23 protein-coding genes and 4 pseudogenes are annotated in these 25,093 nt (G+C 70.5%); 14 read left to right on the top strand and 13 right to left on the bottom strand.

Annotated elements, in window-relative coordinates:
* The coding region (locus ACFY0T_RS47875; RefSeq protein WP_388884955.1) for a discoidin domain-containing protein at positions 1–1,712 on the top strand (1,712 nt) is incomplete at its 5' end.
* A 25-nt stretch (positions 1,713–1,737) separates the two neighbouring features.
* On the opposite strand, the gene ACFY0T_RS47870 is transcribed toward ACFY0T_RS47875, so the two are convergent.
* Positions 1,738–2,136: a 6-pyruvoyl tetrahydropterin synthase family protein gene (locus tag ACFY0T_RS47870; protein ID WP_388884953.1), complete on the bottom strand. Its 399-nt coding sequence runs from the start codon at positions 2,134–2,136 to the stop codon at positions 1,738–1,740.
* A 133-nt stretch (positions 2,137–2,269) separates the two neighbouring features.
* Between ACFY0T_RS47870 and ACFY0T_RS47865 the strand changes: the two genes are divergently transcribed.
* From ACFY0T_RS47865 to ACFY0T_RS47845, 5 genes and pseudogenes are all read left to right on the top strand, one after another.
* Positions 2,270–2,725: a YbaB/EbfC family nucleoid-associated protein gene (locus ACFY0T_RS47865; RefSeq protein WP_388884951.1), complete on the top strand. Its 456-nt coding sequence runs from the start codon at positions 2,270–2,272 to the stop codon at positions 2,723–2,725.
* Between the two features lie 6 nt (positions 2,726–2,731).
* Positions 2,732–3,263 (top strand): annotated as a pseudogene (locus tag ACFY0T_RS47860) (MBL fold metallo-hydrolase); the annotation flags it as partial.
* Positions 3,264–3,535: 272 nt separating this feature from the next.
* The gene (locus ACFY0T_RS47855) at positions 3,536–4,108 is read left to right on the top strand and encodes a hypothetical protein (protein WP_388884949.1); all 573 of its coding nucleotides are present in this window, start codon (positions 3,536–3,538) and stop codon (positions 4,106–4,108) included.
* Between the two features lie 23 nt (positions 4,109–4,131).
* A pseudogene (locus tag ACFY0T_RS47850) lies at positions 4,132–4,428 on the top strand (hypothetical protein); the annotation flags it as partial.
* Entirely contained in the window at positions 4,346–5,287 is a 942-nt protein-coding gene (locus ACFY0T_RS47845; RefSeq protein ID WP_388884961.1) for a class I SAM-dependent methyltransferase, read from the top strand. The pseudogene ACFY0T_RS47850 and the gene ACFY0T_RS47845, both read left to right, overlap by 83 nt.
* 88 nt (positions 5,288–5,375) lie before the next feature.
* Here the strand turns inward: ACFY0T_RS47845 and ACFY0T_RS47840 are convergent, their stop codons facing one another.
* The 3 genes from ACFY0T_RS47840 to ACFY0T_RS47830 are packed head-to-tail and all read right to left on the bottom strand — an operon-like array spanning position 5,376 to position 7,941.
* Entirely contained in the window at positions 5,376–5,990 is a 615-nt protein-coding gene (locus tag ACFY0T_RS47840; protein WP_388884947.1) for a GPP34 family phosphoprotein, read from the bottom strand.
* Positions 5,987–7,444 carry a dihydrolipoyl dehydrogenase family protein gene (locus ACFY0T_RS47835; RefSeq protein ID WP_388884945.1) on the bottom strand — a complete coding sequence of 486 codons (1,458 nt, stop codon included), beginning with the start codon at positions 7,442–7,444 and terminating at the stop codon, positions 5,987–5,989. Before ACFY0T_RS47835 ends, ACFY0T_RS47840 begins: the two co-directional genes overlap by 4 nt.
* A 50-nt stretch (positions 7,445–7,494) precedes the next feature.
* Positions 7,495–7,941 carry a VOC family protein gene (locus ACFY0T_RS47830; RefSeq protein ID WP_388884943.1) on the bottom strand — a complete coding sequence of 149 codons (447 nt, stop codon included), beginning with the start codon at positions 7,939–7,941 and terminating at the stop codon, positions 7,495–7,497.
* Positions 7,942–8,158: 217 nt separating this feature from the next.
* Here ACFY0T_RS47830 and ACFY0T_RS47825 point away from each other — a divergent pair, with 217 nt between their 5' ends.
* Entirely contained in the window at positions 8,159–9,070 is a 912-nt protein-coding gene (locus ACFY0T_RS47825) for an SGNH/GDSL hydrolase family protein (protein ID WP_388884941.1), read from the top strand.
* A 79-nt stretch (positions 9,071–9,149) separates the two neighbouring features.
* Here ACFY0T_RS47825 and ACFY0T_RS47820 read toward each other — a convergent pair whose 3' ends face one another.
* From ACFY0T_RS47820 to ftsH, 4 genes and pseudogenes are all read right to left on the bottom strand, one after another.
* Positions 9,150–9,272: a hypothetical protein gene (locus ACFY0T_RS47820; protein ID WP_388884939.1), complete on the bottom strand. Its 123-nt coding sequence runs from the start codon at positions 9,270–9,272 to the stop codon at positions 9,150–9,152.
* A gap of 120 nt (positions 9,273–9,392) precedes the next feature.
* On the bottom strand, positions 9,393–9,821 hold the full coding sequence (locus ACFY0T_RS47815) for an organic hydroperoxide resistance protein (RefSeq protein WP_388884937.1): 429 nt from the start codon (positions 9,819–9,821) through the stop codon (positions 9,393–9,395).
* Positions 9,822–9,961: 140 nt separating this feature from the next.
* Positions 9,962–10,633, bottom strand: coding sequence for a PAS domain-containing protein (locus tag ACFY0T_RS47810; RefSeq protein WP_388884935.1), 672 nt, complete (start codon positions 10,631–10,633; stop codon positions 9,962–9,964).
* Positions 10,634–10,772: 139 nt separating this feature from the next.
* Positions 10,773–12,741, bottom strand: a pseudogene (gene ftsH / locus ACFY0T_RS47805) (ATP-dependent zinc metalloprotease FtsH).
* 216 nt (positions 12,742–12,957) lie between these two features.
* On the opposite strand from ftsH, the gene ACFY0T_RS47800 reads away from it, so the two are divergent.
* Positions 12,958–13,818 carry a PrsW family intramembrane metalloprotease gene (locus ACFY0T_RS47800; RefSeq protein ID WP_388884933.1) on the top strand — a complete coding sequence of 287 codons (861 nt, stop codon included), beginning with the start codon at positions 12,958–12,960 and terminating at the stop codon, positions 13,816–13,818.
* Between the two features lie 82 nt (positions 13,819–13,900).
* On the opposite strand, the gene ACFY0T_RS47795 is transcribed toward ACFY0T_RS47800, so the two are convergent.
* The 3 genes from ACFY0T_RS47795 to ACFY0T_RS47785 all read right to left on the bottom strand — a co-directional run bounded on the left by ACFY0T_RS47795 (position 13,901) and on the right by ACFY0T_RS47785 (position 15,388).
* The gene (locus tag ACFY0T_RS47795) at positions 13,901–14,230 is read right to left on the bottom strand and encodes a WhiB family transcriptional regulator (protein WP_388884931.1); all 330 of its coding nucleotides are present in this window, start codon (positions 14,228–14,230) and stop codon (positions 13,901–13,903) included.
* Positions 14,231–14,280: 50 nt separating this feature from the next.
* Positions 14,281–14,685, bottom strand: coding sequence for an SsgA family sporulation/cell division regulator (locus ACFY0T_RS47790; protein WP_388884929.1), 405 nt, complete (start codon positions 14,683–14,685; stop codon positions 14,281–14,283).
* A 76-nt stretch (positions 14,686–14,761) separates the two neighbouring features.
* A complete protein-coding gene (locus tag ACFY0T_RS47785) occupies positions 14,762–15,388 on the bottom strand; it encodes a hypothetical protein (RefSeq protein WP_388884927.1) in 627 nt (208 codons plus the stop codon).
* Positions 15,389–15,977: 589 nt separating this feature from the next.
* Between ACFY0T_RS47785 and ACFY0T_RS47780 the strand changes: the two genes are divergently transcribed.
* The 3 genes and pseudogenes from ACFY0T_RS47780 (at position 15,978) to ACFY0T_RS47770 (ending at position 18,705) form a co-directional block, all read left to right on the top strand.
* On the top strand, positions 15,978–17,273 hold the full coding sequence (locus ACFY0T_RS47780) for a LuxR C-terminal-related transcriptional regulator (RefSeq protein WP_388884925.1): 1,296 nt from the start codon (positions 15,978–15,980) through the stop codon (positions 17,271–17,273).
* A 151-nt stretch (positions 17,274–17,424) separates the two neighbouring features.
* Positions 17,425–17,972, top strand: a pseudogene (locus tag ACFY0T_RS47775) (cysteine hydrolase family protein).
* A 73-nt stretch (positions 17,973–18,045) separates the two neighbouring features.
* Positions 18,046–18,705, top strand: coding sequence for a response regulator (locus ACFY0T_RS47770; RefSeq protein ID WP_388884923.1), 660 nt, complete (start codon positions 18,046–18,048; stop codon positions 18,703–18,705).
* 8 nt (positions 18,706–18,713) lie between these two features.
* On the opposite strand, the gene ACFY0T_RS47765 is transcribed toward ACFY0T_RS47770, so the two are convergent.
* Complete coding sequence (locus tag ACFY0T_RS47765) at positions 18,714–19,079, bottom strand: response regulator (protein ID WP_388884921.1); 366 nt, start codon at positions 19,077–19,079, stop codon at positions 18,714–18,716.
* Between the two features lie 223 nt (positions 19,080–19,302).
* On the opposite strand from ACFY0T_RS47765, the gene ACFY0T_RS47760 reads away from it, so the two are divergent.
* Both ACFY0T_RS47760 and ACFY0T_RS47755 read left to right on the top strand, forming a co-directional pair.
* Complete coding sequence (locus ACFY0T_RS47760; protein WP_388884919.1) at positions 19,303–22,101, top strand: ATP-binding protein; 2,799 nt, start codon at positions 19,303–19,305, stop codon at positions 22,099–22,101.
* 147 nt (positions 22,102–22,248) lie between these two features.
* Complete coding sequence (locus ACFY0T_RS47755) at positions 22,249–22,722, top strand: SRPBCC family protein (RefSeq protein WP_388884917.1); 474 nt, start codon at positions 22,249–22,251, stop codon at positions 22,720–22,722.
* Positions 22,723–22,783: 61 nt separating this feature from the next.
* Here ACFY0T_RS47755 and ACFY0T_RS47750 read toward each other — a convergent pair whose 3' ends face one another.
* Positions 22,784–24,331, bottom strand: a complete 1,548-nt coding sequence (locus ACFY0T_RS47750) for an MDR family MFS transporter (protein WP_388884915.1) — start codon at positions 24,329–24,331, stop codon at positions 22,784–22,786.
* Between the two features lie 200 nt (positions 24,332–24,531).
* Between ACFY0T_RS47750 and ACFY0T_RS47745 the strand changes: the two genes are divergently transcribed.
* A complete protein-coding gene (locus ACFY0T_RS47745) occupies positions 24,532–25,020 on the top strand; it encodes a TetR/AcrR family transcriptional regulator (RefSeq protein ID WP_388884959.1) in 489 nt (162 codons plus the stop codon).
* Positions 25,021–25,093: the final 73 nt, after the last annotated feature.

Raw genomic sequence — 25,093 nt, 5'->3', positions numbered from 1 at the left:
GCGACCCCGGCACCCGCTGGTCCTCCGCCTACGAGGACCATCAGTGGGTCCAGGTCGACCTCGGCTCCGCCCGGCGCTTCGACCGGGTCGCGGTCCTGTGGGAGCAGGCGTACCCGAAGACGTACACCATCCAGGTCTCCGACGACGGAGACACCTGGACCGATGTCACTACCGTCACCAACACCCCCGACCCGCTGAAGATCAGCGTCAACGGTGTGCGGGTGCTGGTGCGCGGCGGCAACTGGGGCTGGGACGAGCTACTGCGCCGGATGCCCGCCGAGCGGATGGACGCGGCGGTGCGCATGCACCGGGCCATGAACTTCACGATGATCCGCAACTGGGTCGGCAGCAGCAACCGCGAGGAGTTCTACGCCGCCTGCGACGCGCACGGCATCCTGGTGTGGAACGACTTCCCCAACGCCTGGGCCATGGACCCGCCGGACCACGAGGCGTTCTTGTCCGTGGCCCGCGACACCGTCCTGCGTTACCGCAGTCATCCGAGCATCGCGGTGTGGTGCGGCGCCAACGAGGGCAACCCGCCCGCCGCGGTGGACGAGGGCCTGCGCAAGGCGGTCGAGAGCCAGGCGCCGGGCCTGCTCTACCAGAGCAACTCGGCCGGCGGCGTCGTCACCGGCGGCGGCCCGTACGGCTGGGTCGAGCCGGAGAAGTACTTCGACCCCGCCACCTACGGCAGCAAGGACTTCGGCTTCCACACCGAGATCGGCATGCCCGTCGTCTCCACCGCCGCCAGCACCCGCGCCATGCTCGGCGACGACGGGCCGGAGTGGCCGATCGGCGGCGCCTGGTACCACCACGACTGGAGCGAGCGCGGCAACCAGGCCCCGCAGCACTACAAGGCGGCCATCGAGACCCGCCTCGGTACCGCCCGCGACCTGGACGACTTCACGCGCAAGGCGCAGTTCGTCAACTACGAGAACTTCCGCGCCATGTTCGAGGCCTGGAACGCCCATCTCTGGGACAATGCCAGCGGGTTGATGCTGTGGATGTCCCACCCCGCCTGGCACAGCACGGTGTGGCAGACCTACGACTACGACTTCGACGTCAACGGCGCCTACTTCGGCTGCCGCAGCGCCTGCGAGCCCCTGCACGTCCAGGCCGACCCGGTGAAGTGGCAGGTCATCGCCGTCAACCACACCCGCATGGCGCTGCAGCGGGCGACGGTCACGGCGGAGACGTACGACCTGTCGGGCCGCCGTATCGCGAGCACGCGGCAGGCGCGCGTGGACGTGGACCCGGCCGCCACGGCGACGGCGTTCACCGCGGCCCCCACGGACGACCTGCCGGACCTGCACCTGCTCCGCCTGACCCTGGAGGACTCCGACGGCAAGCTCCTGTCCCGCAACACCTACTGGCGCTGCCGCACACCCGAGGCGCTGCGCGCCCTCGACCAGGTCCGGCAGGCCGGGCTGTCGGCGTCCCTGACCCGGGTGTCCCACGACGGGGACCGGCGTACGACGACCGCCACGGTCCGCAACCGCGGGTCCATGGTCGCCGCGATGGTCCGGCTCTCCCTGCTGGACGAGGACGGCGCCCGCGTCCTGCCGACCCTCTACGACGACAACTACCTGTGGCTGCTGCCCGGCGAGTCGCGCACGGTGACGCTGTCGTGGCCCGAGTCGGCGCTGCCCTCGGGCCGGCCGAGGCTACGGGCGGAGGGGTACAACACTCCCCCGGTCACGGTGCGCGGCTGAGCCGTACGGGGAGAGCCCCGGGGCGTCAGACGCTGCGCTCGTAGCTGGCCCACGCGATGTGCGACTCGTGCAGCGTCACGACCACCTCGCGGATTCCCCGGGCCCCCTCCCCCAGCGACCCCGCGTGGATGGCCTCGACCAGCTGGTCGGCGATCACCTTGGCCAGGTACTCCGTCGAGGTGTTGATCTGCTGGAACCGCTCCTCGTCGTCGAGGTTGCGGTAGTTGAACTCGGCGATCAACTTGCCGAGTTCGGCGGTGGCCAGACCGATGTCCACGACGATGTTGTCGTCGTCCAGCTCCGGGCGCCGGAACGTCGCGTCCACGACGAACGTCGCCCCGTGCAGTCGCTGGGCGGGTCCGAAAACCTCGCCACGGAAGCTGTGGGCGACCATCATGTGGTCACGTACGGTGATGCTGAACAAGGGTCCTCCAAGTGAGGGTGTGCGCTCGGCAGCGAGCATATTACTGGCGCACATGTGAGTTCATGTGTGAACCAAATGTGAGATCCTCTCGTGTCCTTGGTGTGTCGGGTGGCCGCGCCGGCAGAGGAGGACGATGGAGACACCACCGGTGAGACGCCTGGAGCAGACCCTTGCCGACTTCGCCGAGCGGTACGGGGCTCTGACCAGAGCGCGGGAACAGATGAGGGCGCTGTCGGTGACGGCCTGCTCAAGGGACGACGTCGTGGAGGTCACCGTGGGCGCTGACGGCCGCCCGGCGAGTATCCGATTCGTCGACGAACGGTTCCGGGAGATGCCCGCCGCCCAGCTCGGCGACAGCGTCCTGGAAGCCCTGAGCACGGCGCGAGCCGAGGTCGCAGCCCGGTTCAGCGCCGCGATGGCCAGTGCGGGGCTGCCGGTCCAGGTCACCCGCGAGACGACGAGACCACGACCTCAGGGGCCGTTGTGGGGCCGTAGGCCCGCTTCGTCCTACGCCCCACTGCCGCCGGATCTGCGGGCGGCCGTGGTGGCGCTGACGGACTCCGTGTGCGACGCCGTCAGGTGTGTGTGAGGTCGGACGGCCGAGCACCTGCGCGCCCATTTCGACGTGCCGGTCCTCATGCACCGGGAGGAGGTGCCGCAAGCCCGCCGCGGCTTCCTCGACCAGGTGTCCGTGGGACAGGTGCTCGCGCAGGCGTGGCGGCCCGGAGTGCTGCCGTGGGCCATACACGCCCTGCGCGCCGGCGGCACCACGCATGTGCCGGTCTGCGAGCCGCAGGCGTTCCCGGCGCGGGGTGCCCTGGACCTGCCCGGGGCGCCGGGTGCCCGTGCGCACACCCGGGCACACCAAGGGACACTGCGCCTACCACCTGCCCGGGAGCGGCATCCTGATCACCGGTGACGCCCTGGTCACCGCGCACCCCACGTCACGGATCAGCGGTCCACAGCTGCTGCCCGACATGTTCCACACCGACCGGGCGCGGGCCCTCGACTCCCTGACCGTGCTGGAGAACCTGGACGCGGGCCTTCTCCTGCCCGGCCGCGGGCCCGTGTACCAAGGCTCGGCCCAGGAGGCCGCCGCCACGGCCCGCGAGCACGCGACCCGGTGATCAGTCACCTCCCTCAGACGGCGCAACCCGGTCACCAGCGGTTCAACAACACACTTACCGGGCAGTACGTTCGACGGTGACCTCGTGCGTGTGACACCGTCTAAGCTCGGGAAACCGAAGAACAACCACACTTGCTCTATGCACGGGCACATCAGCGCTTATCGTGAAGAGTGAACATGTCGGTGGAACCATCTGGCGTTGACACTTATCCACACGGGACCCGCGGCATGGGTACCATGCGCAACGTCATCATATCGAGGGAGTGAACGGTTGTGACCAGCCAATCAGCCGCCACGCTCCGGTCGCGGTACGTAGCACAAGCCGCGTCGGACTTGGAGGAGAACCGTCGGCGACAGCAGGAGCTGGCGGAGAGGATCTCCGTGTTGAAGCAGGAGGAAGCCCTCCTCGCGGACATCCTCAACCTCGCCGAGCGGTACGAGGGTTTCGCCGACGCGTCCCGGCTGCCCGAGCAGTTGCAGGACGAGCCCGTCGTCGCGAAGGCGGAGAAGGCGTCCACCGGAGCCGCCTCCCGACGCTCGGCGTCGGCCAAGAGCGCTCCGACCGGCAAGACGGCGAAGGCCGACGCGAAGGGGAAGTCGCGTCAGCCTCTGCTCGGTGACCTGCTGGCGGACCTGCTCGGCCAGTACGAGGAACCGCGTCTGGCGAAGGAACTGCGCGACGAACTCCTCGAGAAGCACCCGGACCGCGACCCCACACCGCAGGTGGTGCGGAACACCCTCGAATCCCTGGTCGCCAAGGGCCGTATCAGGCGTCACAAGCGGCAGCGCTCCGTCATGTACACCCTGGTCAAGAGGGGTGCGGCGGACAGCGACAGCTCCGACTGACTCGTCTGCTTGTCCCGCGGGCGGTGGTCCACTGCCGGACGGCGGCACACACCGCGTGCGAAGCATCCCGCCTCGCGGGACGGGCGAGACACCTCGACCGACCGTGTGAACCAGGTTCATCACATGTCGGACGAGAATCGCGTAATGGAATTCCTCGAGCGGGTGGTCGCGGACAGCGCCGCCGCCTTCGCCGGGTTGTCGACATCTCTCGGTGTCCGCCTCGGGCTGTACCGGGCGATGGCAGACGCCGGCCGCTCACCTCGGCCGAACTGGCCGACAGGACGGGGCTCGTCGAGCGCTATGTCCGCGAGTGGCTGGACGGGCAGGTCGCCGGCGCCTACGTGCTGCACTCCCCCCGAGACGAACACGTGTATTTTCCCGGACGAACACACGGCCGTACTCGCCGACTGCTCCCTGCCCCCATACGTCGGTGGCGGCTTCACCGTGCTGAAGGCCCTCTACGGCTCCGAGGAGGCGCCGGCGAACGCCCACCGCAACGGTGGCGGCGTGAGCTGGCGGGACTACGGGCCGGAACTGGCCGAGGGCGTCGCCGCCTTCTTCAAGCCCGGCTACGACGCCGTCCTCGTCCAGACGTGGCTGCCCGCCCTGGAGGGTGTCGAGCCCAAGCTGCAGCGCGGCGCCTCGGTCGCCGACGTCGGGTGCGGCTTCGGTCACTCGACCGTGCTCATGGCCAAGGCGTTCCCGCAGGCCCGCTTCCACGGCTTCGACTTCTACGAGCCCTCCATCGAAGCGGCCCGCAAGCTGGCCAAGGAGTGCGGTGTCGAAGACCGCGTGACGTTCGAGGTCGCCGCCGCACACGACTTCCCCGGCGGCGATTACGACCTCGTCACGTTCTTCGACTGCCTCCACGACCTCGGTGACCCCGATGCGGCGCTCCGGCGTGCCGAAGAGACTCTCGCGGACGGCGGAAGCTGCCTGGTCGTCGAGCCGAACGTATCGGCCGAACCTGGGGAGAACATCAACGCGATCGGCCGGTCCTTCGCCTCCACCTCGCCCGTCCTGTGTCTGCCGGTGGCCCTCGCACAGAACGGCCCGCACGCGCTGGGAAACCACCCCGGTCAGGACGCCCTCAGGGAGATCGGCATCGAGGTCGGTCTGCGCAATTGGCGGCTCGCCGTCGAGACCTTCACCAACAGGGTTTACGACGTCACGCGTTGACGGACGGACGCTCAGGCGAGTTGGTTCCGGTGAGATTCAGGCACGGTCGGTCGCGCCGGAACCACCACCTTCGCGGCCACAGCGGCGCCTACCACCCGCGCCACACGTTGTCGAACGCGGCATTCTCGACGTCCCGCCGCAGTCGTACGGCCTCCAGCCGCATCACCGCGTCACCGACGGCGGCCAGTACGGTCGTGACGGCGTCGTCGAGGGGGCTGTCGCCGACGCCGGACGGCTCCTCATCTGAGCCTTCGATTCCCGAGGCCGCCAGCAGCCCGGCGAGAACGGGCTCGCCAGAGGCCCTGCGCTCCTCCGCCTCGCGGCACGCCTGCGAATCGGCCAGTACGGCCCGCCCGGACAACAGCCGGAAGCCGTGGCCGTGCGGATGAATGACGAGCCCGGCCCGCTCCAGGGCATCGGCATAGGCAGGCGCGAGGTCGTCGGCGCGGCGCCACAGCCACTCGTCGACCGTCTCGTACGGCCCCTGCCGGGCGAGTGAGGCATCCGCCTGGTCCAGCAGCGGGTCACCGGACACCGCCTGCGGGCCGGGCACCATGCGGTCGCCGTCCAGGCGCAGTGCCCCGCTCTGCGGCAGGTCGATCGCTTCGGCCCCCGCGAGCGCGAGCGACAGGTCCCCCTGGCCCACGAGTTGGTCGGACGGCATGCCCAGGGCGACGAGCACGAGGTCGCGTGCGGTGGTCATGAGTCCCTCCTCGTCTCCAGCAGGCGCAGCCACACCTCGCTGATGGTGGGGAAGGCGGGTACGGCGTGCCAGAGGCGTTCGACCGGTACCTCCCCGGTGATGGCGACGGTCGCCGAGTACAGCAGTTCGTCCACGCCAGGCCCGACGAAGGTGGCGCCGACGACGACCTGCCGGTCCCGGTCGACGAGGATGCGGGCCCTGCCCCGGTAGTCGGGGCGGTACTGGACGGCGCCCGCGAGGTGCCCGATCTCGTAGTCGACGACCTCGACGTCCCGGCCGAGGCGCTCGGCCTCCCGCACGGTCAGGCCGACGCTCGCGACCGTGGGGTCGGTGAAGACGACACCGGGGACGGCCTCGACGTCGGCCGTGCTGCTGTGCGGCGCCCAACGGCCCGTATCCAACTGCTCGCCCCGCGCCCGGGCGGCGATCACCGAACCGGCGACGCGGGCCTGGTACTTGCCCTGGTGGGTGAACAGGGCCCGCCGGTTGACATCGCCGACGGCATACAGCCACTCCCCCGGAACCGCGGTGACGGTCAGGCTGTCGTCGACGGCGAGCCAGTCCCCCGGCTCCAGCCCCACGGTGTCGAGCCCGATGTCCTCCGAGCGCGGGGCGCGGCCGGTGGCGAAGAGGATCTCGTCGGCGGTGAGCTCGGCACCGTCCGACAGCCAGACCCGGACCTCACCCCCGCCCTTGCCACCCCCGCCGTCCGCCCTCTTGGCGTCTACGACAAAGACGCCGAAACGTACGTCCGCACCGGCCTCCTGCAGCCGCTCGGTGACCAACTCCCCCGCGAAGGGCTCCATCCGGGGCAGCAGTCCGTACTCCCGGGCGAGCAGGGTCACCCGGCTGCCCAGTGCCTGCCAGGCGGTGGCCATCTCGATGCCCACCACACCGGCACCCACGATCACCAGCCGTCCGGGCGGCTGCTCGGCGCTGGTGGCCTCCCGGCTTGTCCAGGGGCGCAGTTCCTCGATCCCGGGCAGCGGGGGCAGGGCCGCACGGCTGCCGGTGCACACGGCGACGGCGTGCCGGGCCCGCAGCCGGACGACGTCGCCGTCGGGCGTCTCCACCGACACCTCGCGCTCCCCCGCCAACCGGCCATGCCCGCGCAGCAGATCGATACCGACCGACCCGATCCATTCGACCTGGCCGTCGTCCTTCCAGTGGGCGGACATGCGATCGCGATGCGCCAGAACGGCCTCGACGTCCAGCGGTCCCTTGACGGCGGGATCGAGCCCCGGGACGTGCGCGGCGTCGGCCCGGAACAGGGCGGGTCGCAGCAGGGCCTTGCTGGGTTCGCAGGCCCAGTACGAACAGTCGCCGCCGGCCAGTTCGCTCTCCACGATGACGGTGCTCAGACCGGCGGCGGTGGTCCGGTCCGCGACGTTCTCACCAACCGGCCCAGCGCCGATCACTATGACGTCGTACGTGCGGGTGTTCTCGGTCGGCATGTGTCCTCCGTTGGCTGTGCGCCGGGCGGATGGGTGGGGTCAGGCGGGTCTCAGCGGCCGGGGGCGCGCTCGGTGACCTCCTGGAGGAACCACTCGTTGCCGTCCAGATCCTTGAAGGCGGCGAAGGTGCCGTAGCTGGCCCGCTCCGGGTGCAGGCCCAGCACGCGGTGGGTGTCACCGGCATGGTGGAAGGCACCCGTCTCGTCGCGGAACGGGCCGTGGACCTCCACGCCGTACGAGGTCAGCTCCTCCTGGGCCTTGAGGATGTCGGTCACGGTCAGCTGAAGGCCGTGGAGCGTGCCCGGCTCCTGACGGGTGAGCCCCTTGCCGAAGATGATCGAGCACGCGGAGCCCGGTGGAGTCACCTGCACGATCCGATAGCCGTCGTTGATCGGGAAGTCGGCGTCGAGGCGCCAGCCGAGCTGCTCGACGTAGAAGCCCTTGGCCCGGTCCACGTCGGAGACGGGCAGGATGACGACTTCGAGCTTCATGTCCATGGCTGTGATCTCACTTTCGACGGTTTGGTCCCCTGCGCAGGCGGGCGCCGTGCGCTCAGTGTCGGCCGCGGTCGACATGTGCCGCCTCAGTCAAGTGACGGTGCGTCTTGGGGTGCGTTGGCCGATTCGTTACCGAAGCCACCGCACCGGACGGCTGGCGGATACGTGTGTCTGTTGGGCCCCGGACGGGGCTGTCGACCGAATGGAAGGACGGATCTTGAGAAAACTCTTCCCCACCTCCCGCGCCGGCCGGGCACTGACGGCGGGTGCCACGCTGCTCTCCGCCGCAGCCTCCCTCGCCCCGGCCGGGACGGCTGCGGCGAGCACCGGCACCGAGAGCCGGCACCGAGTGGACTACGTGGCCCTCGGTGACTCTTACGCCTCCGCGCCGCTCGTACCCACCCAGGTCGACGCGACCTGTCAGCGTTCCGACCAGAACTACCCCTCGCTGGTGGCACGTTCGCGGTCCGCGACGCTGACGGACGTCAGCTGCGCGGGCGCCACCACCGACGACATGACGGCCCCGCAGACCGACGGTGTACCGGCTCAGCTCGACGCCCTGAACCGGGGCACCGGCCTGGTCACCGTCACCATCGGCGGCAACGACATCGGGTTCTCGACCGTGCTCGGCACCTGCGCCCAGCTCACGTCCGGCAACCCGGCGGGCGCCCCCTGCGAGGCCCACTTCGCGGGCAGCGGAGCGGACCGGATCACGGACGCGATCTCCGCGACCGGACCGAAGGTCGCCCAGGTCCTGCGTGGCATCCACCGCCGCGCGCCGCACGCCCGTGTCGTGGTGGTCGGCTACCCCGACCTCTTCCCCGAGGACGGTGTCGGGTGCACCAGCAGCAAGGTGCCGCTGGCCGCGGGCGACTTCGCCTGGCTCCGCGACAAGGAGAAGGAACTCAACGCGATGCTGGCCCGCCAGGCCCGCCGCGGCGGGGCGGAATACGTGAACACGTACACGCCGACCGTCGGACACGACCTCTGCAAGCCGACCGGCGAGCGGTGGATCGAGACCTTCGCTCCCGAGACTCCGGCGGCGCCGGTGCACCCCAACGCCACGGGTGAGAGTGCGATGGCCACCGCGGTCGAGGGTGTTCTCGAAGGTCACGGCCGACGCCACTGACGTTCCTGCTGCGTGGGGTGGCCGGTCCGGCACGAGCCGGTGCCCGGTCCGGCCGCCCTCCCCTCCATCGGGCCGCCCGTCAGAGAAAGCTCCCGGCCCCGGGGCCGTACCCCGACAGCACCGCACTCTCCGCCCAGCCCCACACCTGCGCGTCCGTCGGCCAGTCGCGGCCGCCCTCGGCGGCGGCCACACCTCGGGACACCTGCCCACTGGAAACATGCTTATCAGAGACACACTCGCCGGAAACACGCCGCGGGTGCGCTGTACGACGCTTCTCGGCGGCCCGTACACGTATGCGCGTCAGGAAGGCCATGTCATGCTCTCAGACGGCGGCGCTGGCGTTGATGGTGACCGGGACGTTGTCGCGCGTGGCCTTGGAGTACGGGCAAATCTGGTGGGCGGCGTTCGCGAGCTCCTGGGCGGTGGCGTCGTCGACGCCGCCGAGCACGGGGCTGAGGACCGCGGAGAGGGAGAACTCGCCATCGTCGCCGTGCGTGAGGGTGACCTCGGCGGTGATAGCCGTGCTGGTGAGCCGGATCTTGCGGCCGGTGGCGGCACGGCGCAGGGCGCCGAGGAAGCAGGCGGCCCAGCCGGCTGCCAGCAGCTGCTCGGGGTTGGTCGCGCTACCTGCACCACCGAGCTCCTTGGGAAGGGCAAGGCTCGTCTCCAGCAGACCGTCGGAGGAACGGACATGACCGCCGTTGCGGCCCTCTCCGTCGACGTCGACGACGGCGGTGTAGCTGACTGCCATGACTGTGCTCCCGATCTCGGTCGAAAGGATTTTGCCCGCCTCTGACCAGGCCACTCTCCATGTCACCGGTTGAGGCGGTGACGAAATCATGGCAGTCACAGGCGTCACCTGTCAAGACGGTGACTTGCGACTGTGCCGGTTCACATGTCGTCTGTCGCCCTAGTGACATGTCTCAACAGGGCGGTCAGCGCTGCCCGGTCCGCCGCAGTGGGTGGACTGCCGTCGTCCACGACGGTGACCGTCAGGCTGGTTGCGAGGTCAGCGGTCACCTGGACGTTCGCGGCCCGGGCGTGCTCCACGGCCCGATCGACGGCCTCCGCGACGACGACGTACACATGCGTCTCGACCAGCCAGGGCTGGGGCTCGGGCGTCGGTGACCTCCCGGAGGCCGGCCAGGGCCTCCTCGGTGTCGCGTGCCGCGCCGCCGAGCAGTCCGAGGGCCTGTGAAGAAGCCGTGCCCAGTTCCTGCCGTGCCAGGTTGAGGCCGGGCAAGGCGCGCACCATGCATTCCTGGACCCGCTGCAGGGCCCTGGCGTACTGGCGGTCCACTCCACCGGTAGGAGCGAGCGGTCGGCACATGTGAGCGTGCCCTCACCGCGCAACGTGCCGGTGTCACCGACGTGTTCGGGTACCGGCTGCCCGGCTGCCATGGCCGGACGGCCTTCGCGGCCCAGCAGATCGGCCGGGCGGTCGTATCCCATCGCCTCGGCAGCGGCAGGGTTCGCGTAGCGCACGGTGTGATCGGCGTCCACGGCCCGGACGGGCTGTCGTACGACATCGAAGACGCATCCCCCCTCGGCGATCGACGTCATCGCGCGGTTCCCCCAGGCTCGGTCGGCTCGCCCGCCGGTGCCGCCGGCACGACTCTCAGAGTCGGGCTTCGGCCACGCATCCGTCATGTGACTTGGAAGGGGGCGCCCGGGTGCGCTGGGGCGGGGATCGGCGGGTCGCTCACTCTTTTGTGAGGTCAGTGAGGTCTTTGAGGTCCTTGAGATCGGTCTGGGACGTGACCCCGGCGATGCGGTAGGCGTCCGCCTCCTCCAGCGTCTCGTGCTCCAGCAGGGCCGCGGCCAGGGCGTCCAGCCGGTGACGGTTGTCCTCCAGCGTGAGGCACGCCTCGCCGTAGCACTCCTCGACGATCCTGCGGACCTCGCTGTCCACGAGATCCAAGGTGTGCGGGGCTGCGGACATCCCGTAGGGCTGCCGGTCGTCGGCGGGCAGCACGGACAGGTGGCCCACCCGGTCGCTCATCCCCCACCGCGCCACCATCGCGCGGGGCGATGCCGGTGACGTGCTCCAGGTCGTTCTCGGCGCCTGTGGTGATGACCCCGAACACCACGCGCTCGGCCGCCATGCCGCCCAGGGCGCCGATGATCCGGCCCCGCAGGTATTCCTTGGTGTACGCGTACTTGTCGGAGTCCGGGGTGGACAGCGTGACGCCGAGGGCCCTGCCGCGCGGCACGATGGTGATCTTGCGGACCGGGTCGGCGCCCGGCTGCAGCATCCCGAGCAGGGCGTGTCCGCTCTCGTGGTAGGCGGTACGACGACGCTCCTCCTGCGGCATCACCAGCGGGCGTTGCGCACCGAGCTGCACCTTCTCCAGGGCGTCGGACAGATCGTGCCCGGTGACCCGGACCCGGTCCCGCTTGACGGCGAGGAGGGCGGCCTCGTTGGCGAGATTGGCCAGTTCAGCGCCGGTCATGCCCGGTGTCGTACGGGCGACTTGGGCGAAGTCGACGTCCGGGGCGAGCGGCATGGAGCGGGTGTGGATGCGCAGGATGGCTTCGCGTCCGGCGCGGTCCGGCGGGGAGACGGTCACCACCCGGTCGAAGCGGCCGGGGCGGGTCAGCGCCTGGTCGAGTATCTCGGCGCGGTTGGTCGCGGCGACCACGACGACACCGTCGGAGCCCGAGAAGCCGTCCATCTCGGTGAGGATCTGGTTCAGGGTCTGCTCGCGTTCGTCGTGGCCGCCGACCGCGGAGCCGGTGCGGGCCCGGCAGATGGTGTCGATCTCGTCGATGAACACGATGGACGGGGCCACCTTGCGGGCCTCGGTGAACAGTTCCCGCACCCGGGACGCGCCCACGCTGACGATCATCTCGATGAACTCGGACGCGGAAGCGGAGAAGAACGGCACCCCGGCCTCACCCGCCACCGCCCGCGCGAGCAACGTCTTGCCGGTGCCGGGCGGCCCGGCGAGCAGTACCCCCCGGGGCATCTTCGCGCCCATCCGGCGGTAGGCGTCGGGGCGTTTGAGGAAGTCGACGACGTCGTTGAGCTCGTCCTGCACCTCGTCGATGCCGGCCACATCGGCGAAGCTCGTACGTCCCTGCTCCGCCTCGACCGGCTTGGGCGGCTTACGGCCCAACACCCCGCCCATGCCACTTGGTCCACCGCCCGCCTTGCGGGCCACGAACACCCAGACGACGATCAGCAGCGCGGTCGGCAGCAGCGACACCAGCAGGGACTGGCCGAGCCCGGGTCCTTGCGCCACCGGTGAGGCGGAGACCGACACCTTCTTCTGCTCGATCTCCCGCCACAGCTGGTCGCTGTCGGCGAAGGCGGGCTTGTACGTCTTGAAGTGCACGTAGGTCGTCTTGTCGTCCGCACCGTCCTCGCCGGGCACCTTGCGGGCCTGCTTCAGCGTGCCCTGGATCTGCGAGCCCCGCGAGTAGACGGTCTTGACGTTGCCCGCGTCCAGCTGCGCGGTGAAGGCCGTGTAGTCGATGGACGTGGTGCCGTCGCCGTGCATGGTGTTGTAGGGCAGACCGGTCGCCAGGTAGATGACGAGGAAGACGACGACCTGCACCAGGCACCCGTTGCGGGAGCGGCGGCCGTCCGGAGTGGGCGATCCGCCCGGCACCCCTTCGGAGCGCCACGGGGACCGCGGGTCGTGGCGGGGCGGTACGGGTGCGGCCATGGGACTTCTCCTTGCCGGCGGGTCACGGGATGCGGCGCTCCCGGCTGCGTACACACATGTTGTCGCCGCCCCCGGGCCGGACATCACACATGTAAGTGATTGGCGGGTGATCGACATCAGCTTTATGTACCTTTTGACGCATTTGTGTGATGTGGTTCGCCGCCCCGCGGGGCACCCTCGGGCGCAGCACACTCCGTTCGGCGAAAGGAGGACCCCGTGTCCGACACACAGAACCCGGCCCGCAGGGACGACGGCAGACTGGTCCGGGTCGGCCGGCGATGGGGATGGCTGGCCGTCCTCGCCGTCGGCCTGCTGCTGTTCTGGCTGATCCACTCGGCGCTGATCTCCACCGGGAACCCCAATCTGGTCCCGGCCCTGCTCTTCTTCGGGGCGGCCCTGGTACGGGCGGCGTTCGTCACCTCCGTGGCGGGACGGCGACTCGACTTCGGCGTCGGCTCGTCCGTCGTCGGCGTCACGGCGCTTCTCGGAGGTGCCGTCGGGGTGACCACGGCCGGGTTCCTGGAGTACCGGACGCTGGTGCTACTGGACGTCCTGCCGATGGTCGCCGTGGGGGTGATCGAGGAAGCGGCGAAGCTCGTCATGCCCCTTGTGCTGCTCTTGTTCATCAGGCGCCGCTCCCCCGGCGACGGCCTGCTCATCGGTGTCGCGTCGGGCGCGGGCTTCGCGGTGTTCGAGACGATGGGGTACGCGTTCGTCGAACTCGTCCAGTCCGGCGGCGACCTGCATGTGGTGGATCATCTGCTGGTGGTGCGCGGCCTGTTGAGCCCGGCCGCCCACATGGCATGGACCGGGCTGACCAGCGCCGCACTGTGGTCGGCCGCGGCCCACCACTGGCAGCGCCGCTCCCTCGGGGTCCTGGCCCGGGTCTACGCGATCGCGGTGGGCCTGCACACGGCCTGGGACAGCTTCGACGACGACACCGTCTACACCGTCCTTGCAGCCGTCAGCCTGTCCCTACTGGTGTACACAACCCACCGCCTGGACGGTCTGTCCCGAGCCCAGGTGGTCACTTCCCCGGCCGCCGCTGCCGAGGTGGCTTCCGCGGCACATGGCTGATCCGCCGTCGGGGCCGGTGGTGACGGCGGATCAGGAAGGGTGGAAGGGTGGGTCAATGGGGACGGCGTCGGGGCCGCGCCCGTCACCGAGTGACGGAGTCGTGGGGCTCGGCCCTGCTCGTGGTTTGCGTGGCTTGCGTGGCTTGCGTGGCTTGCGTGCCGAGTCGTCGACGCTCATCGTCGGACAGCCCACCCCAGACTCCGTAACTCTCCCCCTGCTTCAGGGCCATGGCCGCACAGATGTCGACGACCTCGCACCGGCCGCAGACAGCGCGGGCCCGCTCCTCGCGGACGCGGCGCGCCCGGCCCCGCTCGCCCGGTGGCGAGAAGAAGACGGAGCTGCTCATTCCGCGGCAGGCGGCACGTTGCTGCCACTGCCAGTCGGTCAGCAAGGGGCGCAGTGTGTTTCCCACGGTCTTTCTCTCTCCCTACGTCTGTCTGCGGCGGCCCGAACCCGCCGATGTCACTCCGCGAGCTGGACCAGCTCGTCCCAGTCCACGCCGTCCAACTCGGTGCCCCGCGGCACCATGTCGTAGGTCCTGGCCAGCCATGTCGTGACCGGCTCGGCGGGGATCTCGAACACCGCCTTGTGGGTGCTGCCCACGCGGACGCAGAAGGAGGACGGTTCGCCGTCGTGATCGAGCACGGGCCAGAGCGTCACGTCACCCTCGCCCACGCGGGCGGTCATGCCGTCGGCCAGCAGATCGCGGGACAGAATCCAGGTCACCGGTCGCACGCCCTCGGCGTCGAGGACCAGAGTGACGGCGAGCGGGTCCTGGGTGTCGTAGGAGAACTCGCACTGCAGCGGCAGGTCGAGCTCGGAGAACACCCAGTGTGTGATCTCCAGTGCGAGATGGCACTTCTTCATGGTCGCCTCCTAGTAGGGCCTCAGCCGGTAATCCGGCGTGGAACGTGGGTTGTCGTGCTCCTGCGTCGTGCTGGGCTCAGTCGATGGCGCGCAGCGTACGGGCGTGCCGGCGTGCGGCGGCGAGCGCCTCGAAGGCCGCGGTGGCCACCAGGACGGAGCCACCGATACGGGCCAGCTGCTCCGGCGACGCGAAAGGGAAAGCGGTCATGAACAGACCGGCCGAGACGATCACCGCGTTCAGTACGTCGTCGTAGACGAAGACATGGCTCACCGAGGGCGAGGTGACGGAGATGGCCATGGTGAGTCCCCGCAGCAGCCAGCCGCAGCCGGTCCACAGCGCAAGCAGGAACACCGTGTCGGCCCAGCCGTGGAAGAGGACCGCGCCCAGCGGCAACGCGGCGACGCCGCCCGCGGCCAGCAGCCACCGGACGGCCGCCGAGGCGGTCATTGACCGGTGCACGGCCAGCAGTTGAAGCACTCCCTGCACCGCGATGTGCACCCCGAACAGCGTCCCGGCCGCAGCCGGTGTGCGTACGGCCACGACGATCAGCAGGCCGCCAACGGCCGCCGAGACCAGCGAGCCGGCCAGCATCGTCACCCGGGTGAGGGCGCCACCCGGGCGGGCGGGGTGATGCATGGGGTGATACACGGACTGGCGCACCCGGTCGCGGACCTCGTCCCGAGGTGTTTCCAGTTGAGCCATGTCCGTTCCCCGTTCGTCGGCCGCAAGTGTTCGACATACGCGGCGCGTTCTCGTTCTGTCGGTGACACCCGTTGGTGCTCGGGTTCTGTGGGGGGTTCGGCTCAAGAGGTGTCCAGCGGTGTCGGCTGTCCGACACCTCGCGTTTGCCGCAACCGGAACTCCCGATCCAAGCGCCAAGTCTCAAAGCGGGCCGCATCCCGGTCTGTCGTGCGCTCCCTCGCCCTTGCTCGGGGTTCCCCCACGCCGTTGTAGGGCCCACCCCACCTTGCGGCGGGCACAGGCCCGGTGACCTGCGGAGGTGTCCGGGCGTCGAGCGGCGCGGGCGAGCCCGATACAGGCCAACGCGCGCGCAGACCTCGGGTTTTCCCCACAACGTCCGTCAGGTGGGCCCGTTGCCGCGGCTCAGGTGTCCTTGACAGCCACCGGGCGCGGCGAGGACACATCCTGTGTCACGGACGGCGCACCTCATGTGTGTCGACCGAGGACACATCACGTGTGAGTGCCATGACGGGGTGCGCATACGGCCGCTATGGGTGCTGGTCCAGCCGGCCGTGCGGCCAACGGACCACTGGAGGCTGCCTTGACCAGGGTGAGCGACATCCCCCCGACGGCGAACGGCGCCGCCCGCCTCGTACCCGAGGCGCCGCCGCGCGGGCACGGCACGCAGCGGGAGCGGCTTCATCGGCGGGTGCTGCGCCTCGTCCACCGTCACGAGGGCGGAGTGCTGTGGGTCGAAGGCCCCGCCGACGCCGGGAAGTCCTGCCTGCTGGCCTTCGCCGCCGGGAAGGCGGCCCTGGCCGGGGCCGTGACGCTGACCGCGGGCTGGGGCGCCGGGGGTGGCATGCCGCCGCTGGCTCCGCTGCTGGACGCGCTGGCGCGGCGGGTGCCGGGGGCGGGGGAACCCGGCGCTCCGTACGAGGTGCTGCGGCAGGTCGAGGACGGTCTGCGGGAACTCGCCCATGAGCGGCCGGTCCTCGTCGTCCTCGACGACGTACACCACTGCGACCATCTGACGCTGCTCGCGGTACGCACCCTCACCGCGCGGCTGGCCGGGCTGCCCCTGCTGTGGGTGCTCGCCGCGCGCTCCCACCTCGATGTGCCGGCGGTCGTGTCCTTGCGCCGCGACCTGCCGCCCGAGCGGACGGAGTGCTTCGAGCTCACGGCCCTGGACCCGGATTCCGTACGACTCCTCGTGACGGACCTCATGGGTTCTCGGGCCGGGGAGGCCGAACCGTACCTGCCGCTGCTGGGCGGGCTGCCGGGGGCGATCCGGCATGCGTGTGCCCTTCTCACGGCCGCGGCGAGTGAGGAAGGGCGGGCCGGGCAGGACGTGTTGGCCGGGGCTGTCGTCGCGCGTCGGCTCGATCAGTTGACGTCGCCCGCCAGGGAACTGGTGCTGACGGCCTCCGTGGTGGGCGACAGCCTCAGTGTGCGGCATCTGTCCCGGATGCTGGACCGCAGGGAGGCGGCGCTGCTGCGTCCGCTGCGCGAAGTGCTCGCGGCGGGGCTCATGCGGGCCGAACTGGAACGCCTCGTCTTCGTGCACCCGTCGGTGCGTGAGGCCGTCGCCGCCACGCTGCCGGCGCCGGTACGGCTGTCCGTGCGCCGTCGTTCGGTCGATCTGCGGCTCGCGGACGGCACACCCGTGGCGGCGTCCACCGCGCCCGGCGCGACATGGCGTGGGCCGACCAGGTCGGAGCTCGGCGTGGTGCGGCTGATCGCGCACGGCGCCACCAACCGCGAGGCAGCGGAACGGCTGTTCGTCTCCCCGCACACCGTGAACACCCATCTGCGGCACGCCTTCGAGAAGCTGGGCGTCCGCTCCCGGGTCCAGCTGGCCCGCCTGTACGCGCGCGAGGTCGAGGCCACCGGCGCCTCCGCGTGAGCAGGTGAAACCCACAGGTGTTGACCGGCCGAGCGCCGCTTCGCACACGTGTTAACGTCGAAACATGAAACAGGTGTGAACAGCATCCATCCCTGTCACCTCGTGATTCGTGCTCGTCACGTCGTAATCCCATCCGCAGCCAGGAGTGACCATGCCGATCACCGCCCTTGACCCGAAGACGGCCCTGATCGTCGTCGACCTGCAGAAGGGCATCCTCACGCACCCCGCCGCCGATGTCCTCGCCCGGAACGCCGAGCTGCTCGCCGCGTTTCGCCGACGCGGACTGCCCGTCGTTCTCGTCAACGTCGCCGGTGGCCCCGACGGGCGCAACGACCTCGGCGCGAGCTTCCCCACCCCGACCCGGAGTGGACTGAACTCGCCCCTGAGCTGGGCGCCGACGAGAACGATCACCTGATCACCAAGCACTCGCGCAGCGCCTTCACCAAGACCGGCCTGAACGAGTGGCTGCGCTGGCGGGGCGTCACCCAGGTCGTCGTCACCGGCATCGCCACCAGCAGCGGCGTGGAGTCCACCGTCCGTGACGCACACGAGCAGAACTTCCATGTCACGGTCCCGGTCGACGCCGTCACCGACACCGACGGCGCGGCGCACGACCACACCATCGCCAAGATCTACCCGCGCATCGCCGAGACGGGCACCACCAAGGACGTCCTGGCCGCTCTCGCCGTGTCGCGCTGAGCCCCGCACGCGCCAGGACGGCCACCCTTCCTCGTCAACTCGGCGCGGACACACCGCAGGTTAGGATCCGAGCATGAGCCAACCACTGCGGGCGGTGCTCGGAGAAGACCAGCCGTTCATGCGCGAAGGCATCGCGGCCATCCTGCGCAAGTCGGGCATCGACGTGGTCGAGGCCGTCGACAACGCGGTGGACCTCGTCCGGGCCGCCGAGGAGCACCGCCCCGACGTGGTGATCACCGACATCAGGATGCCGCCCGGCCTGGAGGCCGACGGTCTGCGGGCCGCGCAGAAGATCCGCGCCACCCGGCCGGAGACCGCCGTCATCGTCCTCTCCCAGTTCCTGGACGCCTCCTACGCGCTCGACCTGGTCGGAGACGATCCGAGCGGGGTCGGCTATCTCCTCAAGGAGAAGGTGGCCAGCCCGCAGATCCTCATCGACGCCGTCGAGCGCGTCCTGGCCCGTGACTCGGCCCTGGACCCCGATGTGATCGCGGCGCTGCTGGGACGCAAGCGTCCGCAGGACCCGCTGGCCGCGCTGACGCCGAAGGAGCGGGAGGTCCTGGCGTTGATGGCGGAGGGCCACTCCAACACCGGTATCTCCGAGCAGCTTTTCGTGAGCGTCGCCGCCGTGGAGCGGCATGTGACCGGCATCTTCATGAAGCTGGGCCTCAACCAGACGGCCACCGGGCAGCACCGGCGGGTCCTGGCGGTGCTGCGCTACCTCGGCCAGTAGGCGGGCCGTCAGGGCGCGGCGGGTGTGAACAGACCGCGAAGGTCGGCGTCGAACAGCTTGTCCTTCGCCACGAAGGACTCGATGCCCGCTCGCTCCAGCTCCTCCGGCGACCAGAACGACTTGTCGGTGGAGGTCAGCACGATCCGCGGCCGGTCGCTCTCCTCGCTGAGCCGGCGTGCCACGGTGAGCCCGTCCGCATCCGGCAGGTGCAGATCGAGCAGCAGCCCGTCGGGGCGATGTGCCCGCACCGCGGCCAGGGCCGAGGCGCCGTCCTGGGACTCCGCCACGACGTGCAGGCCCCGTGCCGTCAGCAGCGTCGCGGCGATGCGGCGGAACCCAGGGTCGTCGTCGACGACGACGATATTGATGGACATGCTCTCAGCATGCCGAACCGCCTCACGACCGGACCATAGGGGGAGCCCTACGCTCTGTGTACCGCTCACGCAAAGAGGCCCCCAGCGGACCTCTGTCCGACCGGCGAGGGCGTGAACGCCCTTTAGACTGCAGTGATCGCATGACCGCACGGAGCCAGGTGCAGCGCAGCCAGGTCGGCGGACAGCACCGGGCCTCCACACGTCAGCCGTTGGAGGCAGCTCGATGAATGACCTGGACTCGACCGTCTGCCCGGCCTCGACACGGCTGGTCGGACGCGACGGGGATCTCGCCTTCATCCACTCCTTCTTCAGCAACTCCGAGGTCCAGGACGCGGCCCTGCTGCTCTCGGGCGAGGCGGGGGTGGGCAAGACCGCCGTGCTCGACGCGGTGGCGACCGGCGCCACGCACAACGGCGTCCGGGTGCTGCACGCGGCCGGTGTGCAGTTCGAGGCGGACATCAGCTACGCCGGTCTCAACCAGCTCCTCGTTCCCCTCTTCGACGACTTCGACGTCCTCGATCCCGTCCACCGTGACGCGCTGGGGGTCGCGGTCGGCATCGGGGGCGGGCCGGTGCCCGACCGGCTGCTGACCTCCACCGCGGTGTTGCTGCTGCTCCGGCTGACCGCGGCCCGTACGCCGCTGCTGCTCGTCGTCGACGACCTGCCGTGGCTGGACCGGGCGACCAACGCCGTGCTCGGCTTCGTGGCCCGGCGGCTCGTCGGAAGCCGCATCGGCTTCCTCGCCGCCTCCCGTGAGGGCGCCGACAGCTTCTTCGAGTCCAGTGGTCTGACCGAGCACCGGCTTGAGCCGCTGGACGACGCGTCGTCGACGGAACTGCTCGCCCTCGCCCACCCCGACGTCTCCCCTGCAGTGCGGCGTCGTATCGCGGCCGAGGCGCGCGGCAACCCGCTGGCACTGGTGGAGCTTCCGGCGGTGCTCTCCGCCGAGCAGCGTGCGACGCTCGCGGCGGTGCCGGCCGTGCTGCCGCTGAGCGAGCGGTTGCAGGCCCTGTTCGCCTCGCGGGTGGCGGAACTGCCCGAGCACAGCCGGGAGTTGCTGCTGATCGCCGCCCTCGACGGAACCGGGGACCTCGCCGCCGTCGAGGCCGCCGCGGCGGGCCGTGCCTGCGTCGACGACCTGGTTCCCGCCGAGCGGAACCGGCTGGTGACGATCTCCGCCGACAACCGGCGGTTGTCCTTCCGGCATCCGCTGATCGGCTCCGCGGTGGTGGAGCTGGCGACCGCCACGGAACGCAGAAAGGTCCATCAGGCGCTCGCGGACGTGCTCGGCGACCAGCCGGAGCGCCGCGCCTGGCATCTGGGAGAGGCGGCGGTGGGCCCGGACGAGACGGTCGCCGCCCTGCTGGAGGAGGCCGCGCGCCGCCGACTGCGCCGCGGGGACGCGCTCGGCGCCGTGGCGGCGCTGACCCGGGCCGCTGGGCTCAGCCCGGCCGCGTCCGACGAGAGCCGCCGGCTGGCCGTGGCGGCCTACGTCGGCGTGGACTCCGGCGGCGAACTCGAGGACGCCACACGGCTGCTCGCCGAGTCCCGGCTCGTCCACCCCGTCGGACAGCAGTCACTGCACGCGGCCACCGCGTCCGCGTTCCTGCTGATCAACCGGGACGGCGACATCGACACCGCCTACCGGCTGCTGGTCGGCGCGATCGAGTCCGCGCAGCCCCAGCACGGCTACGACGCCTCGGACGAGGGGCTCATCGAAGCGCTGCACCTGCTGGTGCTGCTGTGCTGGTACGGCGGTGACCCGAAGCTGTGGGAGCGGATGTTCGCGTTCATGGACCGGCTCACCCCCGAACCTCCCGAGCTGCTCTGGGTGATCACCCAGACCTTCGCCGACCCGGCCCGCACCGGTGCGGCGGCGCTGCCCCAGCTGACCGACATGATCGCCACGGTCGGCTACGACCCCACCCGGGTGATCCGCGTAGGCACCGCCTCGGTCTTCGCCGACCGGCTCGGGGACTTCCGGTGGGCCACGCGCCGGCTGGTGGAGCAGGGCCGCGCCGGGACCGCGCCCGTGCGCCGACACCTGGGTGCGCTGATGCACCTGGGCCTGGACTACTTCCATCTGGGCCGGTGGGAGGACGCCGCCCAGCTGGCCGCCGAGGGGCTCACCCTGTGCGAGGACCACGACTACCGGTTCTTCGCCTGGTACTTCCAGTACATCCAGGCCGCCGTGGCCGCGGCGCAGGGTGATGCGGAGACCAGCGCCGCGCTGACCGAGGAGATCGTCCGGTGGGCGATGCCGCGCGGGACGTACGGGGCCCGGTTCTTCGCCTGCCACGCCCGGGCGTTGGCCGCACTCGGCAGCGGTGACTTCGAGACCGCCTACCAGCACGCGTGCACGCTCAGTCCGCCCGGGACCGTGGCCCCGTACGTCCAGATCGCCATGTGGGGCGCGATGGACCTGGTCGAGGCGGCGATCCGCACCGGACGGGAGAAGGAGGCCGCGGCGCACGCGGCCGCGATGCGCGAGTCGTCGATGGCCGCGCTGTCGCCCCGGCTGGAAATGCTGGTGCTGGCCTGCGAGGCGCTCACCACACCCGGCCGAGCGGGCCTGGCCCTCTTCGAGCAGGCGCTGTCCCTGCCCGACCCGGAGCGCTGGCCCTTCGACGTGGCGCGGGTGCGTCTCTTCTACGGCGAGCGGCTACGGCGGCTGCGGGCCACGTCGGAGTCCCGGCAGCAGTTGGCCTCGGCACTGGAGGCCTTCCAGCGGCTGGGTGCCAAGCCCTGGGTGGCGCGTACCGCGGCGGAGCTGCGGGCCAGTGGCCGGTCCTCGCCGGCCGCCATCCGTCCGGGCGCGGTGGCGTTGACCGCGCAGGAGTTGCAGATCGCCACCCTCGCGGCGACCGGGCTGACCAACAAGCAGATCGCCGAGCGGCTGTTGCTGTCCCATCGGACCATCGGCACTCACCTGTACCAGATCTATCCCAAGCTGGGCATCACCTCGCGGGCGGCGCTGCGGGACGCGCTGTCGCAGCTCGACGCGAAGGATGGCGGCGAATAGGGAACCGGGGCTTCGTCGTTCCCCAAGTCATATGACCTATGTCAGGTGTCGCTCCGCCACGCAGAGTGGGGCGGAAAGGCGTCCTTCCGGTCCGTCCTCGACGGTGGCCGTTCCTGAGGCCGCCCCGCACCACGAGAGGGGATCCGGATGCCCGGCGCGTCGGAGAGCCATCCGGACATCCACTGGCCGTCGGGCTTCTCTCCCGACCAGGCCCAGAGTTTCTGCCAGGCGCAGGCCGTCGTGCACGCCCCGCCAGCCACGGCCTTCGCGCTGCTCACTGATGTGGCCCGGTGGCCGGAGTGGGTCCCGGGCATCACCGAGGTGCGGGCCGGGCCGCTCCCCAGGACCTACGAGGTGCAGTTCCACCGGCACTGGTTCGAGATCTTCGTGGGTGAACATGTGCCGCCGCACCGGCTCGGCTGGTCGGGCATTGGTGCCGGTGTGCAGCTGTATCAGGCCTGGCTGCTCACCGCGGTCGCGGGCGGCACACATGTGGTGACGGAGAACGTGGTCCGCGGTCCCGCCGCCAAGTCACTCCAGGTGTCGTCCCCGCTGTGGGCGCAGCGTCTGAACTCCCTGTGGCTAGCCCAGCTCAAGAGGCTTTCGGAGAGTGCTCCGTAGAACGCCGCCGGCCGGCACCCGTGAGGGCGTCGGCCGGTCGAGGGCGCGTGGGGTTCGGTGGTCAGGCGGCGGGGACGGCGTCCTTGGCGTCTGCGGCCGCGGTGTCGGAGGTGGTGCGGTCCGCTTCGCCGCCCTTGCGGGTCGGCTTGAGGAAGAGCGCGAGCAGGATGCCGACGGCGAGGGTGGGGGCGATCCAGAGGTAGCCGGTGGCGGTGGCGTGGGCGAAGGCGTCCAGGGCGGTGTCGCGAAGGGCGGCGGGCAGCTGCCCGATGGTGTCGGGGCGGGCGGCGTCGAAGCCGCCTGCGGTCGGCAGGGCGTGGGTGCGGTCGGCGAAGCCGGTGTTGAGGAGGGTGCCGAAGACGGCGACACCGAAGGCCGCGCCGATGGAGCGGGCGAAGGTGACCACGGCGCTGGCGGCGCCGAGATCGGCGGCGGACACGCTGTTCTGGACCGTGGTCAGCACGACCATGGGCACCATGCCGATGCCGACACCGGTGATCAGGAAGTAGACGCTGAGCACGAGGGTGTTGGTGGCGGCGCCGATGGTGCCCAGCAGGAGCAGCCCGGCGAGGTTGGCGGCCAGCCCGCCCAGCAGGATCTTCCGCAGCAGCTCGACGTGTGCGGCCCAGCGTCCGGCCAGGGACTGGCTGATGACCAGTCCGGCGACCAGGGGCAGCATGTAGATGCCGGACAGGGTGGCCGAGACCCCGTGGACGATCTGCAGGTAGGTCGGCAGATAGACCAGTACGGCGAACATGGCGGCGTTGGCGAAGAACCCGATCAGCGAGGAGAACACCACGGTCCGGGAGCCGAGCATGGCCGGCGGCAGCACCGGGGCGGCGACGCGGCGCTCGACGGGCACCAGGAGCACGGCCAGCGCGACGGTGGCGACGATCAGGCCGACGATGGCCGGCGAGCCCCAGCCCCAGCGCTCACCGAAGGAGGTGACCAGGACCAGGCCGGTGGCGATGGCGGCCAGCAGGGTCGCGCCGAGGTAGTCGATACGGGCCTTGGCGCCCCGGGCGGCCGCGGGCAGCGCCCGCGCGGCGATGGCCAGGGCGACGATGCCGACGGGCAGGTTGACCAGGAACGCCCACCGCCAGGACAGCTGGTCGGTGAAGACACCGCCGAGCAGCGGGCCGACGATGCTGGCGACGCCGTAGACGGAACCGAACAGGCCCTGGTAGCGGCCGCGTTCGCTCGGGGCGACGATGTCACCGACGAGGGCGAAGGTCAGCACGATCATGCCGCCGCCGCCCACGCCCTGCAGGACGCGGGCGCCGATCAGCTCGGGCAGGTTCTGGGCCAGACCGCAGGCCACCGAGGCGATCAGAAAGATCGAGGTCGAGGCCAGGTACAGCCGCTTGCGGCCGAACATGTCACCGAGCTTGCCCCACAGCGGGGTGACCGCGGTCGAGGCGAGCAGGTATGCGGCGCTGACCCACGCGATGTCGTCGAACCCGTTCAGATCCTGCGCTATCCGGGGCAGCGCGGTGGAGACGATCGTCTGGTCCAGGGCGGCGAGCAGGACGGCCAGGATCAGCGCGCTCATCGCGGCGGCGACACCGCCTCCTACCTTGGGTGATGAGGACTCGGATGCCTTCGACATGGAAGGTTGCCTTTCCGTAAAGGGAACAGATGAATGACGGAAATTTCTTTATCTGTCACTTGACTGTAGCACTTCTTGGGCGTGGCTCTACTCCCGAGAGGCGTTAGATGTCTCAGGCATCACATTCCGGCATTAGACTCGGGCCGGTGAGAGCCGACGCAGCGCGCAATCTGGAAGCCGTCCTGACCACCGGGGCACGTATGCTCGCCGCCGATCCCGGCGCCAGCATCGCGAGCATCGCCGCCGAGGCAGGTGTCGACCGGCGTACCGTCTACCGGCGCTTCGCCAACCGCGAGGACCTTCTCGTGGCCATCTACGAAGCCCGCCTCACGGCCATCGAGCACGCCATCGAGGACGCGCGCCTGCGTGAGGCCCCTGTCGCGGTCGCCCTGCACCGCTACGTCGAGAACATCATCGCCGTCAACCGGACCTGGCCCGTCGACCTCACCCGCATGCTCGCCGACGACAGCGTCCACGCACGCCGTGACGCCTCCATCCACGAAGTCGACACCTTCCTGCAGCGCGCCACCGACGAGGGCCTCCTGCGCACCGGCCTGCCGGACGGGTGGGCGAGCGCGCTGCTGCCGCAGCTGATGCACTTGGTGTCCCGGCAGCTGCCCGAGCTGAGCCCGGGGCAGGCCGCCGACGTGGTCGTCGACACCCTGCTGAACGGTCTCGGGGCGTCCTGACACGCCGACGGCTCTCGGCAACACCTTCTTTCAGGTGTTGCCGAGAGCCGTCGGCGCGGACGGCGGCGGTGTC

The sequence above is a fragment of the Streptomyces sp. NPDC001530 genome (genome assembly GCF_042894545.1).
Lineage (GTDB): Bacteria > Actinomycetota > Actinomycetes > Streptomycetales > Streptomycetaceae > Streptomyces.
The sequence above is the reverse complement of the archived record's forward strand: the minus strand, read 5'-3'. Positions and strand labels throughout refer to the sequence as shown.